The organism is Pseudoalteromonas sp. BSi20311, assembly GCF_000239875.1.
Classification (GTDB): domain Bacteria; phylum Pseudomonadota; class Gammaproteobacteria; order Enterobacterales; family Alteromonadaceae; genus Pseudoalteromonas.
This window is the reverse complement of sequence record NZ_BADU01000058.1, coordinates 1-17,578: the sequence shown is the minus strand read 5'-3', so window position 1 is coordinate 17,578 and position 17,578 is coordinate 1. Positions and strand designations below refer to the sequence as shown.

The window sequence follows — 17,578 nt, the reverse complement described above, 5'->3', positions numbered from 1 at the left end:
TTAAAAATATACTATCTATGAGAAATTATTATGATCAATGGTTTACTTCATGCGCTTATTCTTGATGAACAAGGCGGGGCTCGCCCAATAGAAAACAGTAAACAGTTACACCAATGGCAACCTACTGATGGAAAGCTGTGGGTGCATATGGATTACAGTCAAAAAGAAGCCGTTGATTGGTTAAAAAACTGCGGCCAATTAAACGACTACGAACTTGAATCACTCACCGCAGATGAAACACGTCCTCGCATTACTCCTACAATGAATGGCCATATGCTGTTTTTACGTGGAATCAATTTAAACCCAGCGCAAAGCCCTGAAGACATGGTGTCTATTCGCCTATTTATTAATAAAGACGTGGTGATCACTACCCGTAAGCGCCGATTATTATCAGTGCAAGATATTCTAACCTCGTTAAATAATAATGAGGGGCCAAGCAGTATTTCTGAACTAGTGTGTAGCTTAGCGCAAAAGCTCACTTCACGTATGCAAACGGTAATAGATGAACTAGATGAAAGCTTAGATGATTTTGAAGAAGAAATTGATGAGCCTAGTAAAAAGTTTGATAACCAAGGCTTGTCGCAACTTCGCCGCCAAACAATCGCGCTAAAACGTTACTTAAAACCGCAAAAAGAAGCGCTCAGCAACATGGTTAATAATCATTACCCATGGCTGTTTGACGATGATAAAGCCAAGCTAAATGAAACCACCAATTTACTTATTCGCTATTTAGAAGAGCTCGATAGTTCAATAGAACGTGCACTCGTTATTCAGCAAACCATTACTAACCAAGTGTCTGAGCAATTAAATCAGCGTATGTATGTGATGTCGGTGGTGGCTGCTTTATTTTTACCGCTGGGCTTTTTAACTGGATTATTGGGGGTCAATGTCGGCGGTATACCTGGAACAGAAAGCCCCTATGCATTTACTGCATTTGTGGTCTTTTTGGTTGTTTTGACTGGTGGGATTGGTATTTACTTTAAAAATAAAAAGTGGCTGTAATTACAATACAGATCCAACAAGGCACAAAAAAGGCGAACATCATTGTTCGCCTTTTGCATTGGACACCCTTACTCTTGAAAGTAAGTGCCCCAACCGTCGTATTCTACGTCGCATTCAACCGCAAGCTGTGCAAGCTTATCAACGTCTTCCATTATCACGTCAACATCCAATTCGGCTTCAACAACAATGTCAAAACTCCAAATCTTTTCGCCGTCTTCAAGCTCAAGTTCTGCTGGCTCTTCTACATCGTAACCTAGTTTAAACGCAGCCAATGCCGCTTGTTCTAACTTAGTAAAGTCTTCACATACAAAGTGGTGTTCTACTTCATAAAGAATTTCTGGATCGGAACCATCTTCAAGTAGTGAAGTTACGATGTCTTCACTTATTTCACGCCAGTTTTCCATTATTTCTCTCTCACTTGAGCATCTAATTCTGTTATTTTAGCAGCCATAATACTGTGCACACTTTTAGCATGTTCACGGGCACTGATACTGTTATCAAGTGCTATGGGGGCTAACATTTCAATGTAAATTGTACCATTATCCCAGCGATTTAGTTTAATGGTTTTATCGGTTGTGTTCATACATACTGGCACAACAGGCGCCTCTGCACTCATTGCGGTATGAAATGCACCGGTTTTAAAGGGGAGTAAACCACGACCATAACTACGCGTCCCCTCAGGGAACATCCACACCGATAAGCCTTTTTGTTTTATTTTAGCCGCTGCTTTTGAGATTGTGCCAGCAGCTTTTGAACGATTTGCTCTGTCGATTAAAATATTACCCGATAACCAATAAAGCTGACCAAAAAATGGGATCCATTTAAGACTTTTTTTGCCAACGCTCACACAATTTTTTGGTACCATGGCTGGAATAGTAAATAAATCGTAGCTATTTTGATGATTCGCTACATACACAGCAGGCCCTACCTTAAGCGCATCGGGATGATATTTTAGTTCTAATTTAACCCCAAGCATTTTAGTCATTGAGCCAAACCAACTTGCAATAACATGCACATTATTAGGATGAAATGGTCTAAATATTGATAACAACAAACCAAAAAAACAACTTAATAATATAAACAACAGCATTATTAAAATACGTATAACAGCTAGCAAGTGCGCCTCTCCAATATAACCACAATCATGTATTGTTTTATTATAACGTTATTTTGTTACGCAGACGAGAAAATAGCGCACAAGCGTGCGCTGAAATAAAACAGTCATAAAAAAACGGCTTACCTGAGTAAGCCGTTTTCTAATTTGATCTCAAGATTAACTTGGCTCTGCGTCTGAATTTGGCTCATCAACTTGTTGCGGTGTTAACTCTACCACAGCTTCATCAACGCGCTGTAAACCACGAGGTAACTTGTTCCCTCTGCGGCCTCGCTCGCCATGGTAATGCTCAAGGTCGCTTGGTTTAAGGGTCAGCTTACGCTTACCTGCATGCAGCGTTACACTGCTGCCTTGCGGCACAACAGCTAATACTTTTACAAACTCTTCGCGGGCTTGTACTTTCGCACCCGGAATAGAAATAATTTTATTACCCTTACCTTTACCTAACTTAGGTAGGTCACGCAGTGGGAATAACAACATCCGCCCTTCGTTAGAAATCGCCATACAGTAGTCAGTAGCCACGTCGTTAACGCGAATTGGCGAAAGTAACACACCACCTTTTGGCACACTCACTAACGCTTTACCGTTTTTGTTTTTGCTGACTAAATCTTTAAAGTCAGTAATAAAGCCATAACCGGCATCAGAAGCCATTAGCAATACTTGAGCGTCTTCACCCATAACTACGTGCTCAAAGCTTGCGCCTGAGGTTAGATTAAAGCGCCCTGTCATTGGCTCGCCTTGGCTTCTTGCAGAAGGAAGGCTGTGGGCATCGGTCGCAAATGCACGCCCAGCTGAATCTAAAAATACCGCAGGCTGATTACTTTTACCTCGCGCTGATGCTCTATAACCATCACCAGCTCGGTAATTTAATCCTTCTACATCTAAGTCATGACCCTTACCAACCCGTGCCCAACCTTTATCAGATAAAACAACAGTCACAGACTCTGAAGGGATTAAATCTTTTTCGCTCAGAGCTTTGGCTTCCACACGCTCAATAACAGGTGAGCGACGATCGTCGCCATACATTTCTGCGGCTTCTTGAATTTCTTTTTTAAGCAACGTCGACATGCGACGGTCTGAGCCCAATGTTTGCTCTAATTTGTCACGCTCTTTGGCTAATTCGTCTTGCTCACCACGAATTTTAAACTCTTCAAGTTTTGCCAAATGGCGAAGTTTTAATTCTAAAATGGCTTCCGCTTGAATATCAGTTAAATCAAAGCGCTCCATCAATATTGGTTTGGGCTTATCTTCAGAGCGGATAATTTCTATAACTTCATCAATATTTAAAAAGGCAGCCAGTAAACCTTCTAAAATATGTAATCGAGCCAGTACTTTATCAAGTCGATATTGCAAGCGACGACGTACTGTTTCGCGTCTAAAGGTTAACCATTCAGTTAAAATACTACGTAAATCTTTAACCTGTGGACGGCCATCTAAGCCCAGCATGTTTAAGTTTACGCGGTAATTTTTTTCAAGATCGGTGGTGGCAAATAAGTGCGCCATTAATGGCTCAGCTTTAATTCGGTTTGAACGCGGCACAATCACAATACGGGTTGGATTTTCGTGATCAGACTCATCACGTAAGTCAGCCACCATTGGTAACTTTTTAGCGTTCATTTGCGCTGCAATTTGCTCAAGTACTTTTGCACCCGAACATTGGTGCGGCAAAGCGGTAATGACGATATCGCCCTGCTCTTCACAATACACTGCACGCATTTTAATTGAGCCACGGCCGGTTTTATAAATTTTGTGAATATCAGCTTTAGGCGTAATTATTTCAGCATCGGTTGGGTAATCTGGCGCATGCACTAAACCCAGTAACTCTTCGAGCTCTGTTTTTGGCTTATCAAGTAATAAACAACAGGCACTGGCCACTTCACGCACATTATGCGGTGGTATATCGGTTGCCATACCCACAGCAATACCAGTTACCCCATTAAGTAATATATGCGGTAAGCGCGATGGCAACACTAAAGGCTCATCCATGGTGCCATCGAAGTTTGGCGTCCAATCAACGGTCCCTTGGCCTAATTCTTTGAGTAATACCTCAGAGAATTTAGATAAACGCGCTTCGGTATAACGCATTGCCGCAAATGACTTAGGATCATCAGCTGCACCCCAGTTACCTTGACCATCAACCAAGGGATAGCGATAAGAGAACGGCTGCGCCATAAGTACCATGGCTTCATAACAGGCACTATCACCGTGAGGATGGTATTTACCTAATACATCACCCACGGTACGGGCTGATTTTTTGTATTTAGCACTTGCCGATAACCCCAGTTCACTCATCGCATAAATAATACGACGCTGAACGGGTTTTAGGCCGTCACCAACGTGCGGTAAGGCACGATCCATGATCACGTACATTGAATAATTTAAATAGGCGTCTTCGGTAAAACGCCCCATTGTTTGCTGTTCAATTCCTTGCATTAGCAAGGTATCTGTATCACTCATTAAAGCTTACCTAGTTTTTCTTATAGCTTACGCGGTAAATTACGTTTGCGTAATCATCGCTTACCAATAGACTGCCATCATTTAATTGTGCAAATGCAACAGGGCGTCCAAATGTCGTTTCGTCTTGCATAAAGCCGGTGATCAGTGGCGTATACTTTGTTACCTTGGCATTTTCTATAGTTGCCACAGCCACTTTATAACCAACCTTTTTAGAGCGGTTCCATGAACCATGCTCAGCTACAAATAACTGTTGTTTATAGCTATCAGGGAACTGCTTGCCGGTATAAAAATGAATACCTAATGGCGCAACATGCGCACCTAATGCCAATGCAGGTTGAGTGTAGTCAGCAATCTTTTTGCCTTCACCAAACTCCGGATCAACAATAACGCCACCATGCACGTATGGAAAACCAAAATGTTCTTCTTCTTTAGTGATGCGGTTTAGCTCATCGGGTGGAATATCATCCCCCATCATGTCGCGGCCATTATCGCTAAACCATAGCATTTGCGTGCTAGGGTGAAAGTCAAAGCCTACAGTATTGCGCACACCTTTGGCTAAAGTGGTTATTTCTTTGGTGTCGGTGTTTAACGAAAAAATACGACCAAACCGAGGATCTTCTTCGCAAATATTACAGGGAACACCCACCGGAATAATCAGCTCGCCGTTTGGCGCAAAGCGTAAAAACTTCCAGCCATGGTGGCGCTCTGACGGTAAATCGCTATAAAACACTTCATACTCAGGGTTTTTGAGGTGCTTATCGATATTTTTAAAACGAATAATACGGTGCACTTCACCAACATATAAGTCACCGCCTTTAATTGCTAAACCCGAGGGCATATTCAGTCCCTCTGCAATCACTATTTTTTTATCTGCCACACCATCGCTGTTATGATCAATCAATGCATACACATTACCCGCATTACGCGACCCTGCATACACTATACCTCGGCTTGATACTGCAATTTGCCGAGCATTTTCAACATCATCAGCAAATAAGCTTATTTCAAACCCTGGGGCAGCCGTCAGCTTGTCGAGAATATTTTTCGCCATCACTGGCGATGACATAAAGCAGAGTAACAACAGTGTGCTAAATAGTCTTTTCATTTGCCTCTCCTGTAGCCCAAAGGCTTATCAAACTTGTGCTTTGTTACCGTGATCTTCAAGCCATTGGCGGCGATCTGATGATCGCTTTTTAGCAAGTAACATATCCATCATTTCCATTGTTTGTTCTTCTTCATCAAGTGTTAGCTGCACTAAACGACGGGTATTTGGATCCATGGTTGTTTCACGCAATTGTAGCGGGTTCATTTCACCCAAGCCTTTAAAGCGTTGCACGTTTACCTTACCGCGTTTTTTCTCTGCTTCTATACGCGCTAAAATGCCCGTTTTTTCATCTTCATCAAGCGCGTAATAAACATCTTTACCAATATCAATTCTAAACAGCGGTGGCATAGCAACATACACATGCCCAGTTTTTACCAATTGTGGGAAGTGGCGCACAAATAAGGCACACAATAAAGTGGCAATGTGCAGTCCATCCGAGTCAGCATCCGCTAATATACATATTTTATTGTAACGCAGCCCTGATAAATCACTTGAATCGGGGTCAATACCCAATGCCACTGAAATATCATGCACTTCTTGAGAGGCCAAAATTTGCCCTGATTCTACTTCCCAAGTATTTAAAATTTTACCTCTTAGTGGCATGATTGCTTGGAACTCACGATCTCGCGCTTGTTTAGCTGAGCCACCCGCTGAATCACCCTCTACTAAAAACAATTCTGTGCGGTCATTATCAGCAGCACTACAATCGGTCAGTTTGCCTGGTAATGCAGGGCCTGAAGTAACACGTTTACGAACTACTTTTTTAGCCGCGCGTAAGCGACGCTGTGCATTTGAAATACATAGTTCAGAAAGTAGCTCTGCGGTGTCAGTGTGCTCATTTAGCCATAAGCTAAAGGCATCTTTTACTACACCCGATACAAACGCAGCACATGAACGTGATGAGAGTTTTTCTTTGGTTTGCCCTGCAAATTGTGGGTCTTGCATTTTTACCGACAATACATAACTACAACGTTCCCAAATATCATCTGGGGTGAGCTTTACACCACGTGGTAATAAGTTTCTAAATTCACAAAATTCACGCATCGCCTCTAAAAGCCCTTGGCGCAGGCCATTTACGTGGGTGCCACCTTGTGCGGTAGGAATTAAGTTTACATAACTTTCGGCTGTTGACTCACCGCCTTCAGGCATCCATACAACGGCCCAATCAGCGCCTTCAATAGAACTTGAAAATTCACCTACAAATGGGTCTTTAGGCAGTATCTCATAGCCTTTAACTGCTTCTACTAAGTAATCTTTTAAGCCGGTTTCATAAAACCACTCTTGGGTTTCTTTCGTTTGTTTATTTACAAACTTAATACGCAAACCTGGGCATAGTACCGCTTTGGCTTTTAATAAATGATTAAGCTTAGTCAGTGAAAAGTTAGCAGAATCAAAATAGCTGGTATCTGGCCAAAAGCGCACGGTAGTACCGGTATTGCGTTTACCCACTGAGCCAATAATATTTAAATCTTCAACTTTATCGCCATGCTCAAAAGCCATTCTAAATTGCTGTGCGTCACGGCGAACCGTTACTTCCACGCGGGTAGATAGCGCATTAACGACCGAGATACCTACCCCATGCAAACCACCAGAGAACTGGTAATTTTTATTTGAAAATTTACCACCTGCGTGTAATTTGGTGAATATTAGTTCAACCCCAGGAATACCTTCTTCAGGGTGAATATCTATCGGCATCCCCCGACCATCATCGCTCACTTCAAGTGAGTTATCTTCATGCAAAATGACATCAATACGCGTCGCATGCCCGGCCATTGCTTCATCAACACTGTTATCAATAACCTCTTGGCCTAAATGATTGGGGCGCGATGTGTCTGTATACATGCCTGGGCGGCGTTTTACCGGCTCTAATCCATTAAGTACTTCAATAGCTTCGGCGTTATAATTTTGTTGAGTCATAGTTTTTATCTTTATATACGCTAATATCTGATTTTAAGAAAATCGACAATGCTTGAAAAAGCTCGCTCAAAGCCATTAAAGCTATGATCGCCGCCAAATTCAATTAACTGTTTACATTGTGAGTAATACTTTATTGCGTGCTGAAAATTTAACACTTCATCCCCTGTTTGCTGTAATAAATACAACAGTTCAGGGTGTTTTAACTCTGTCACCGTTAATGCTTTTAACGCATCTATATGACGAGATTGTAATTGGTAATTATAATCTTGATACGGATTATAATTAGGCCCAAGTATAGGCTCTAATAATGTATATGGGGCAACGGCAGGATTAATTACCACCGCAGGAATTTGATAACGCTGCGATAAATACGTGGCAAAAAAACCACCTAACGAGCTGCCCAATAATACGGTATTCGGTGTTAATAGTTGTTCAAGCGCTATAATCGCCTCTATAGGTTCATGATTTAAGCGTGGCACACAATAATCAACATCATAGTGTGCCATAAGCTCACCAAAGCGCACAGCTTTATATGATTTTTCAGAGCTATTAAAACCGTGAATATAGATTACTCGTTTAACCATACCACGTCCGTGCGTATATGCACCTTTTGTTGCTCAGCATTTAAGTGCAGCATACGATAAGCCGCCCCTTTATCTTCTTGCTGCCAAGTAGCACTGTGCTTTGTAAACTGCACGGAACTGGCCGGTGTCGCGTAAATATCAAGCTCTCTAAATTGCTGTTGGTAGTCATTGTGAACATGCCCATGAAACAGCGCATCAACGCAGCCATTATTAACTAATAAATTTAATAGCTGCGGCCCATTTTCTAGTATGTGTTTATCTAGGTAGCCATTAATAGGCAATGGGTTATGATGGCAAAATACAATATGACGATTATCTGAATCGACTAAACACGCCATAATTTCCTCTAAATGCGAGGGCGTCACCCACCCAGCAGGGGTATTTCCTTTAGAATTAAGTAATAAAAGCTCAAACCCTTGGGCCACAATATGTTTAGCGCGTTGTATTTGCCCGCCACTAATTAAATTGAGCTGATCAATTTCATCATGATTGCCGGGAACCCAAAATACGGGGCAATCAAGGTCACTATTATGAATCAGTTCAGCAAATAATAAATAGGAATTAAAGCTGTGATCTTGGGTTAAATCGCCACCAAATATCAAGGCATCAGGCTGCTGTTTTGCTATATCTGTAAGTGCCCTAGTAAAATGTTCTGCGGTGTTAACCCCAAAATACTCGCCCTGCTTATCGCTAAAAAGGTGACAATCCGTTATATGGGCTATACGAAGCTGGGCTTGCTCAAAATAATACGTATCATCAAACCAAGCCATTATTTACATCCCAATTAAGTGTTGATTGACCTCGCTCTACACAGGCAACCAACCAATCATATAAAAAAGCATTCAACTGATACTTTTCATCTTTTTGATGCATCTTAGGATTAGGGTAGCCATAGGAAGGTTTGATTCGTTGGTGGTAATCATGATGGACAATTTCGGCTACTTTAGCATCATTATATAAGCGCACTGTTAAATACAAAGGCGAAATACCACGTACCATTCCTGATAACTGTTTAATAGATACATCAAGGGTGTACTTGGCATTGTCATCTATGTTGATGGCAAATTCACTGTGGCCCAGTTTGATTTCTCTAACACTGCCAATCGCTCGTTCAGCCGGTAACAATTTTAAAAGTCGTAAGTAGTTGTGCTCACAAAGCGTTAAATACTTTGGGAGGCTTTGGATATATCTATTTGTTGCTAATTGTACTGTCAAAATACCACCATTATACTGTGAGCCAATTTGTGGCTATGAAGAAGAATCTGTCCACTTGTGTTTCATTTTTTCATGGTTAAGCGCAAGCCACTGCATGCAAATAACGGTTGCAGCATTATCCATTTCACCATTGTTGAGGCGAGTTAGCGCATCATCAACGCTGAGTACGTGAGTTTTTATATCTTCACCTTCGGTTTCAAGGCCATACACACCAGACTCAACGTCACTTAAATCGGCTCGTGCAAGATATAAATGTAACCGCTCTGTTGTACCACCAGGGCTTGAAAGGTACGAAAGCATAAATTCAAGCTCTGTTAAATTAAGCCCAGCTTCTTCGTACGCTTCTTTCTTTACGACCGATTCATAATCGTCACTGCCGTCAGTCATTCCAGCAATACATTCTAGTAGCCAAGGTGAATGTTTGCTTTTAATAGCCCCTATACGTATTTGTTCTATTAAAAGCACAGTGTCTGATATGGGGTCGTAAGGCAACACAGCAATGGCGTCTCCACGCTCTAAAATCTCGCGACTAATAAGTTCTGATTTACCGCCCGCAAACAAGGCATGTTCAAACTGATACAAATCAACCTGAAAAAAGCCTTTATACAAATTTTTGACCGGCTTTACGCTGACATCTTTATGCGTAAACTGAACAAGTTTTTTATCTGGCACGTAAGCATCCTCTACTTATTAAAAACTTTGAAGTACGTTAATATATTCTGTTACATTTCGACGCACTGTTTTACTCTTTTTATTTTTAGTTATTACGTAAAACAGGTTACCATGGTTTTAGTATAAAAATTGTCTAAGGACCGAACAACATATGAAAAAGAACATTCTTGCGGCGCTAGTTAGTTTATCATGCGCATTAGGCACAACAGCAGCAAGCGCTGAAGATTTACTACAAGTTTTTGAAATTGCAACGGCCAACGATCCTACCGTTTTAAAAGCAAAAGCCCAAGCAGACGCACAATCTTACCAAGCAGATACTGCAATGGCTGCATTATTGCCGCAAATTGGTTTAACAATGGGTTATACAAAAAGTGACTCAACCTCTTTTCAAAGTGTGACGGACCTGACAAGCCAAGTTAAAGTCGAAAGCGACTCTGATCAGTTCACCCGTGGTCTTAGCTTAAGCCAAACTTTATTTGATTTAGGCGCATGGAACTCATTAGACATTGCAGACAAACAAGCGTTGCAAGCAAATGCTCAATACGACTCGGCGAAACAAAACTTAATTGTTCGTGTTGCGGAAGGCTACTTTAACGTTTTAAGTGCGATTGATAACCTTGAATTTATTAAAACGGAAAAACGCGCCATCGAACGCCAGCTTGAACAAACTAAACAACGTTACGCTGTTGGTTTAACGGCAATTACCGATGTACACGAAGCACAAGCACAGTTCGACAACTCTGTTGCACAAGAAATTATTGCTAATAACTCAGTAGAAACAGCGCGTGAGCAACTACGAGAAATTACGGGTAAATATCACGCTAAGTTAGACTTTTTAAATACAGAGACATTTTCTACAACTAAGCCAGCTCGAGACTCTAGCGACTTTTTAAATATTGCTAAAGATAAAAATATTAGCTTGCAAGTTGCTAAAGTAACCGTAGATATAGCGCAAGATCAAATTAAACTGGCAAGAGCGGGTCACTATCCAAAGCTAACCCTAAGTGCAAGTTATGGCGACTCTTTAACAGATACAGATATAAATGGTACAAGCCTAACTAGACAACCTCGTGCAGACTCAACCTCAGTAGGCCTTAACTTTAGCCTGCCTTTATACTCTGGAGGTGCAACAGTTGCAGCTACTGATCAAGCACGTGCATTTTACGTTGCAGCTAGCCAAGATTACGAAGCCAATTACCGCGCAATTACCCGCACGGTTATTACGTCTTACAATCAAGTAGTGTCTGACATTGCAACTTACAAAGCGTTAGAGCAAGCTGTTGTATCTGCCCAAAGTGCTTTAAAAGCAACAGAGGCAGGCTTTGAGGTCGGTACGCGTACAATTGTTGATGTACTTGTAAGCACACAAAACCTATACAATGCTAAACGTAACCTTGCTGATGTACGTTATCGTTATGTGCTGTCTACTCTGCGCTTAAAGCAAGCAGCGGGTACACTAACAAGCAAAGACCTAGTAGCTATAAACCAGGGTTTAAAAGCAGTCTAAGCAGTCAAAAAACACATACAAAGCCAGCTACATGCTGGCTTTTTGTATTTTACAGCGCTTAGCGTTAAACTAGCGTTTTTAATTTTAGAGCAATTTTTGTGGTCACCTCATCTCCTTTTAAAGCATCTTTTTTAGGCCCTCGATACTGGCTAACGTGGATTGGCGTTTTTTTCTTATACCTAATTTCTTGGCTTCCGCAAAAACTTCAATTAGCCCTGGGCAAACTACTTGGCCGTTTAGTTCATAAATTTATGAAACGCCGCCGACACATTGCCGAAGTAAATATTAAACGCTGCTTTCCTGATATGAGCGACGAAGATCAAAAAGCATTGGTGCTAAAAAATATGGAAAACACTGGCATTGCGATGGTTGAAACCGGAATGGCATGGTGGTGGCCACAGTGGCGGGTAGAAAAGGTACTCGGGTCACTAAAAGGGCTTGAGCATTTTGAACGCGTGCAACAATCAAGAAAAGGCGTTTTATTACTCGTTCCTCATGTGCTTCACCTTGAAATGGCTGGCCGTTTAATGGGGACTGGGTGTAAAGGTATAGGTTTTTATCGCCCACACAATAATCCGCTGATGGAATACTTTACCACTAACGGACGCCTGCGCTCGAATGAATATTTAATTGGTAAAAAAGACGTCAAAGGTCTATTAAAAGCATTAAAGAACAAAAAAGTTTGTTATTACTTACCTGATCAAGATTATGGCCGTAACCGTTGTGAATTTGTGCCTTTTTACGCAGTTCCCGACACAGCAACGACCACTGGCACACTGATGTTTGCGGGTAGTAAAAACTGCGAAACAATGAGCCTAATTACTCGTCGTGATGAGAAAGGCCAATATCATTTAGAAATCGTGCCTGAGCTTGAGCACTTTCCAAGCGGTGATGATAAAGCCGATGTAACACGTGTTAATCAGCGCATGGAACAATCAATAAATGCTGCCCCTGAACAATATATGTGGTTGCATCGACGTTTTAAAACACGCCCCGATAAAGACGCCCCGTCTTTTTATTAAAGACGGGTTATTAAAATAACAAAGATGAGTGACAGCCATGTGGTTTTGGATTAGATATATACTTTTAGCTTTATTGTTAATTGGTGCAGCCATTTACTTTTTACTAAATGGTTCGTCGTCACTTAATTATCAACAAACCACTAACGCTGCGGCTGAAGGGTTATCGCGGTTTTATGCATCAATTAGAGATAGGATTACTACTGATAAAGACAATGACAAATTTGTAATTGAACTCGAAAAACCCGATCTTAGTCTCGACAGAGCGCTAAACCAACGCTCTTTTGTAGTAGAGCCTATGCCTTTAAATTGGAGTGGAGAAGTAGGGCCTCGTCGATTTCAACGTGACTCAACCTTACGTACTGTACTGACCCAATATGCTAATAACGAAGGTATTACTTTAATGTGGTACTTAGACAAAGATTACGTAATAAAAGATCACTTTCGTATAGATAGCAGTTTTAACTCCGCTTTATACCGCGTTAGCCGCTCTATTAATGATGACTTTTCAAATGAAGTGTATGCGTTTTTCTGCCCTAAACAACGTGCAGCGGTGATTACCGAGCTACCGTCTGAATTTGTACGCTCAAACTGTTTAAAGCTAAGCAATTAACTACATTCGGTTTAATTTTGTTGATATGCGCTCAAATATTGCTGAGCGCATAACATTAAATTGCTCAATCTAGCCCAAATATTGCCTTCCAAACCGTGCTAACATTATTGATATTTTCACTAAACTCTTCGCGTTTAACGCAGCGACCTTGCTGGTCTAAGCTCAACACATGATAGCGTGAGCGATAGTCTATATACGCTTGAATAAGCTGCTTTTTTTGAATATCGCTGATACAGCCAATTTTAGCCGCGTCCGTTAAAATTCTCACATTGTCAGAATTATCGCATAAGTGGGTAAACTCATGGGCATGTTTTAATACCAAGTATTGCGTTATAAACTCAATATCGGTCATGGCACCCACATCTTGTTTTAAGTCAAATTGCTGCGCATTGCCTTTAGCCAAATGGCCACGCATTTTTTCGCGCATTTTAATCACGTCTGCTTTTAAAGTATCTTCATCACGTTGTTGGCACAATATCTCGGCGCGAATTTGTGCAAATCGTGTTACTAATTCAGCTTGACCTAAAATCAGCCTCGCTCTAACCAGCGCTTGGTGCTCCCATGTCCATGCTTGCGTTTGCTGATAATGATTAAAGCTTTCTAGATTAATAGCTAATAGCCCTGATGCACCTTCTGGACGCAGACGAGTATCTAACTCATATAAAATACCTGAGGCGGTACGGGTATTAAATAAATGCATTAATCGTTGTGCGAGTTTTAAATAAAACTGTCTTGAGTCAATCGCTTTATCACCATTAGTGTAGCTTGTACCATCATGGTTATGCACAAAGACTAAATCGAGATCAGAGTCATAACCCACCTCAAAACCGCCAGTTTTACCATACGCAATAACCGCAAACCCCTTGTTTTCATCATCGGTATTAGGTGGCATACCAAAGCGTTTTACGCAGTGGTACCACGCAATATTTACAGCCTGATCGACTATCGCTTCAGCCAATGCTGTTAAGTGATCGCTTACTTTCATTACATCAATAACGCCCGTCGCATCAGCTGCGGCAATGCGTAATTGATGGGTTTGCTTAAACTGACGCAGCGCTTCCATTTGCTGCTCTAAATCGTCATGTTCAATGCGTAAAAAATACTGTCTTATTTCATCTTTGTACGCTGTTAATGGGGTCGGTTTATATAGTACTGCAGGGTCAATAAGTTCATCGAGCAAAATGGGGTACAATGAAATATGCTCACCAATCCACTTGCTATGGCAGCAGAGTAAAACTAACTGTTTTAACGTTCCAGGATTTTCATACAGCAACTCTAGATAAGCGGTGCGCGAAATAATTTTATTTAATATTTGGCATACCGTTGCAAAGGCGCTAGCACTGGCATTAAAGTCGTTTAACTGTTTAAGTAATGCCGGCATTAATTTATCAAGAATATCGCGCCCACGATTGCCTACTTTAGCTTTAGAAAGTCGTTGTTTAAAGTCGTATAATGGTGTTTGCCACTCATCTCTGGGCTCATTTAAAAAGCTAACATCGCCGTGATCCCAAGCACTAATAAACGCCCCTTCACAGGTATCAAGTGGTTCAGTTTCTTCGCCTATAACCTGTGTAAATTCGTTATGTATTTGGCTCATCACATGATCTATTTTAACAAGCGTTGCCGCAAAATCTGCCTGAGCGAGCAACACATTGAGTCGCTGTTGATTGAGCTCATCCTCGGGCAGTGTTTGTGTTTGTTGATCATCAAATATTTGTAGGTATTGCTCTACTTTGCGTAAATATAAGTAATTGCTTTTTAAATCTTTAGCTTCAAGCTCATCAATAACTTGGCTAACTGTTAGCTCTTTTAATGCAATTAGTAAAGATTGCGTTTGTAAGTTGGCCTCTCTGCCGCCTCGCACCATTTGCAAAGCCTGAACAATAAACTCCACTTCGCGAATGCCACCACCACCTAACTTAATATTATTGGTTAAGCGCTTACGACGCACCTCTTGGGCAATCATAAGCTTCATTTTTCTTAGTGACTCAATAACCGAAAAATCAATATAACGGCGATATACAAAAGGCCTCAGCAAGGTATTAAACTCCTGCCAATAAATGTTAGGCGTGCCAATTAAGCGCCCTTTTAACATCGCGTAGCGTTCCCAATCACGCCCTTGTTCTTGGTAATAATCTTCAATCGCGTTAAAGCTCATCACCAATGGGCCACTTTCACCAAATGGTCGCAAACGCATATCTACGCGAAAAACTTGGCCATCGACCGTACATTGATTAAGCGCTGTGATCAGCTTTTGCGCGACCTTGGTATAAAAAACGGATGCCTCTAGTGAGCGACGCCCTCCTTGGGTTTTAACATTGCGAGGATATGCAAAAATAAGGTCAATATCTGACGAGTAATTGAGTTCTTGCCCGCCTAACTTCCCCATTCCTAATACCATTAATGGTAATGGGTTATTGTGCTCATCTAATGGCTCACCATTGGTTTTCGCGACATTTTTATAGGCCCATTGATTAGCACTGTCGATCAGTTTATTAGCAAGTTCACTAATGTATTTAATACTATTTTCAATTGGGTTTTTGCAGCATAAATCTAAAAAAGCCACTTTTAACCAGTATTTTTCTCGGTATTGGCGCAGTAACTTATGGCATTCACTCTCTTCTATTTTAGTTATATCAAGCTGTGCAAAAGGGTCTAAAATTTCTCTATTTTTAATTTCGTGCTCACACAGCAACCAAGACAGTAGCGTAGGTTGAGAGCTTAAACTGCGCCAAGCAAAATCACTTAACGCTAATAACCGCACTATCTGCTGCTGGTTTTTCTGCTCTGGGTACAGCGCTGCAAAGCGTGTTTCACCGAGTTTTTGTAATTCAATAGGAAGCTGCGTGTCGTTACTCATCAATACCCTCTTTTATCTCACCAATAACCATACTAGAATGGTTAAAAACCTATCAAGGTAAATCTATTTAGGAACACCATGTCATATTTGTCATTATCTAACACTAGTTTAGTTGCGATTGCTATTAGTTTTGTGGTTATTTGTATCATCATCATCAGTTTAAGAATTGTTACTCAAATAAAAGCAAAACAAGCACTTAAAGAAGAATTGGCGCAGCATGATAACTTTGCAATGGGGATTAGTTTTGCCTCTGAAATATCAGTAGTGATCGCCACGATGGCGTTTTTATTTGATGAAATAAGTATTAGCACCGCACAATCAAATCCATTAAAAGTGATTTTGTTAATTGTGCTGCTATTTTCATTTATTAAAATGGGGCATTTAATCCACCGTAAATGGATATTGCGCCGCTTTAATGAAGAAGCCGCAATACTAAAGCAAAATGTCTGCGCAGCGCTGGTTGATTCAGGGATGCTGATTGCTAACTGTATTTTAGTACTGGGTTTGTATACGTGGACACACACTCAGGGCTTTAGTAATTTATTAATAGCCTCAGTAAGCTTTTTTGTTTTACAAGGACTGTTTGCCCTAGATAGTAAAATACGCGAAAACCGCTTTGCTAAAGCCAATCAAGGGGCTTCGTTGCAAAGTAACTTTGGTTTAGAAAATACCTCAATTGGTATTCGCTATGCGGGTAAGTCAATAGGCTTGGCACTTGCCGCGTATGCTGGTTTATCAAGTGCGGCGTTTCAAAACGGTAAAATGGTAGAAAACTTATTTACTTTGGTAATGCATTGCGGTGTGATGTGGCTATTACTATACTGTTTAACGTATATAATAAAAATTATCTCAATGCCAAATATCGATACCGCACTTGAAGTCGATCATCAGGATAATATTGGCATTGCCTGTATTGAATTTGCTGTATTTTGTGCTATTGGTTACTTATTGATAAGTATGTTTTCAATTTAGTACCAAACACGTTAAATTTAGCCGTTGCTAAACGTCCCTATTTAATTGTTTGGTAAAATTAACAGGGACTTTAGGCATATGGCAATTAAAACAGGAAGTTATCTATTAATTGATATAGATAACGAGTTCAGCCGATCATTTGTAAAACAGTATATTAATACCAATGATGCTGCTAAAAAAGACATTGTAATAGCCGGTGCGAATACGCAAAAGCTAGTTAAAATGATGTTTGATGAACTCGTTAAAGATTATTGCTATTGCGATATTGAGAACGAAATCAGTATTTCAGAGCTCGCCAGCTACCTCCACGAACACCACAATGTTCAAGGCGTGTTATTTAATCAAACAGATTATTTGCTCGCCGATGATAAACAACGCTTTATTTATAATTCATTACATGAAAAACGCTATATTATCAGTCAAACCAATCATGGTTATGACATTAAGCCTATAAATGAAGAGTGTCATTCAAATCATTTGTCCTGTCATACCGATATAGCTCAAACCGCACAAGAGCTAGCTGAGCTTGCTGCCCCCACGG

General features: G+C 40.8%; 16 protein-coding genes. 6 read left to right on the top strand and 10 right to left on the bottom strand.

What is annotated here, in order from left to right:
* Positions 1-30: 30 nt before the first annotated feature.
* Positions 31-1,002, top strand: coding sequence for a zinc transporter ZntB (locus P20311_RS05615; RefSeq protein WP_008110605.1), 972 nt, complete (start codon positions 31-33; stop codon positions 1,000-1,002).
* A 68-nt stretch (positions 1,003-1,070) separates the two neighbouring features.
* Here the strand turns inward: P20311_RS05615 and rraB are convergent, their stop codons facing one another.
* The 9 genes from rraB to P20311_RS05570 all read right to left on the bottom strand — a co-directional run bounded on the left by rraB (position 1,071) and on the right by P20311_RS05570 (position 10,066).
* Complete coding sequence (gene rraB, locus P20311_RS05610) at positions 1,071-1,406, bottom strand: ribonuclease E inhibitor RraB (RefSeq protein ID WP_008110603.1); 336 nt, start codon at positions 1,404-1,406, stop codon at positions 1,071-1,073.
* Positions 1,406-2,119 (bottom strand): 1-acylglycerol-3-phosphate O-acyltransferase, encoded by a 714-nt coding sequence (locus tag P20311_RS05605; protein ID WP_008110601.1) that lies wholly within the window; start codon positions 2,117-2,119, stop codon positions 1,406-1,408. Before P20311_RS05605 ends, rraB begins: the two co-directional genes overlap by 1 nt.
* Before the next feature lie 156 nt (positions 2,120-2,275).
* Entirely contained in the window at positions 2,276-4,573 is a 2,298-nt protein-coding gene (gene parC / locus P20311_RS05600; RefSeq protein WP_008110598.1) for a DNA topoisomerase IV subunit A, read from the bottom strand.
* Between the two features lie 10 nt (positions 4,574-4,583).
* Entirely contained in the window at positions 4,584-5,678 is a 1,095-nt protein-coding gene (locus tag P20311_RS05595) for a sorbosone dehydrogenase family protein (protein ID WP_008110596.1), read from the bottom strand.
* Between the two features lie 27 nt (positions 5,679-5,705).
* Positions 5,706-7,595 carry a DNA topoisomerase IV subunit B gene (gene parE, locus P20311_RS05590; protein WP_008110594.1) on the bottom strand — a complete coding sequence of 630 codons (1,890 nt, stop codon included), beginning with the start codon at positions 7,593-7,595 and terminating at the stop codon, positions 5,706-5,708.
* 20 nt (positions 7,596-7,615) lie between these two features.
* Positions 7,616-8,179 (bottom strand): YqiA/YcfP family alpha/beta fold hydrolase, encoded by a 564-nt coding sequence (locus P20311_RS05585; protein WP_008110593.1) that lies wholly within the window; start codon positions 8,177-8,179, stop codon positions 7,616-7,618.
* Positions 8,164-8,949 (bottom strand): metallophosphoesterase, encoded by a 786-nt coding sequence (locus P20311_RS05580; protein WP_008110590.1) that lies wholly within the window; start codon positions 8,947-8,949, stop codon positions 8,164-8,166. Before P20311_RS05580 ends, P20311_RS05585 begins: the two co-directional genes overlap by 16 nt.
* On the bottom strand, positions 8,936-9,394 hold the full coding sequence (locus P20311_RS05575) for a DUF1249 domain-containing protein (RefSeq protein ID WP_036984894.1): 459 nt from the start codon (positions 9,392-9,394) through the stop codon (positions 8,936-8,938). The genes P20311_RS05580 and P20311_RS05575 overlap by 14 nt, the downstream gene beginning before the upstream one ends.
* 33 nt (positions 9,395-9,427) lie before the next feature.
* On the bottom strand, positions 9,428-10,066 hold the full coding sequence (locus P20311_RS05570; RefSeq protein WP_008110587.1) for an NUDIX domain-containing protein: 639 nt from the start codon (positions 10,064-10,066) through the stop codon (positions 9,428-9,430).
* Between the two features lie 151 nt (positions 10,067-10,217).
* Here P20311_RS05570 and tolC point away from each other — a divergent pair, with 151 nt between their 5' ends.
* The 3 genes from tolC to P20311_RS05555 all read left to right on the top strand — a co-directional run bounded on the left by tolC (position 10,218) and on the right by P20311_RS05555 (position 13,205).
* The gene (gene tolC / locus P20311_RS05565; RefSeq protein ID WP_008110585.1) at positions 10,218-11,573 is read left to right on the top strand and encodes an outer membrane channel protein TolC; all 1,356 of its coding nucleotides are present in this window, start codon (positions 10,218-10,220) and stop codon (positions 11,571-11,573) included.
* Positions 11,574-11,671: 98 nt separating this feature from the next.
* Complete coding sequence (lpxL, locus tag P20311_RS05560; protein WP_008110583.1) at positions 11,672-12,595, top strand: LpxL/LpxP family Kdo(2)-lipid IV(A) lauroyl/palmitoleoyl acyltransferase; 924 nt, start codon at positions 11,672-11,674, stop codon at positions 12,593-12,595.
* 37 nt (positions 12,596-12,632) lie between these two features.
* Positions 12,633-13,205 (top strand): toxin co-regulated pilus biosynthesis Q family protein, encoded by a 573-nt coding sequence (locus P20311_RS05555; protein ID WP_036984893.1) that lies wholly within the window; start codon positions 12,633-12,635, stop codon positions 13,203-13,205.
* Between the two features lie 64 nt (positions 13,206-13,269).
* Here P20311_RS05555 and glnE read toward each other — a convergent pair whose 3' ends face one another.
* Positions 13,270-16,065: a bifunctional [glutamate--ammonia ligase]-adenylyl-L-tyrosine phosphorylase/[glutamate--ammonia-ligase] adenylyltransferase gene (gene glnE, locus P20311_RS05550; protein WP_008110579.1), complete on the bottom strand. Its 2,796-nt coding sequence runs from the start codon at positions 16,063-16,065 to the stop codon at positions 13,270-13,272.
* 78 nt (positions 16,066-16,143) lie between these two features.
* Here glnE and P20311_RS05545 point away from each other — a divergent pair, with 78 nt between their 5' ends.
* Complete coding sequence (locus P20311_RS05545; RefSeq protein WP_008110578.1) at positions 16,144-17,037, top strand: hypothetical protein; 894 nt, start codon at positions 16,144-16,146, stop codon at positions 17,035-17,037.
* Positions 17,038-17,115: 78 nt separating this feature from the next.
* Positions 17,116-17,578: hypothetical protein (locus P20311_RS05540; protein ID WP_036984892.1), on the top strand; the 463-nt coding region annotated here is incomplete at its 3' end.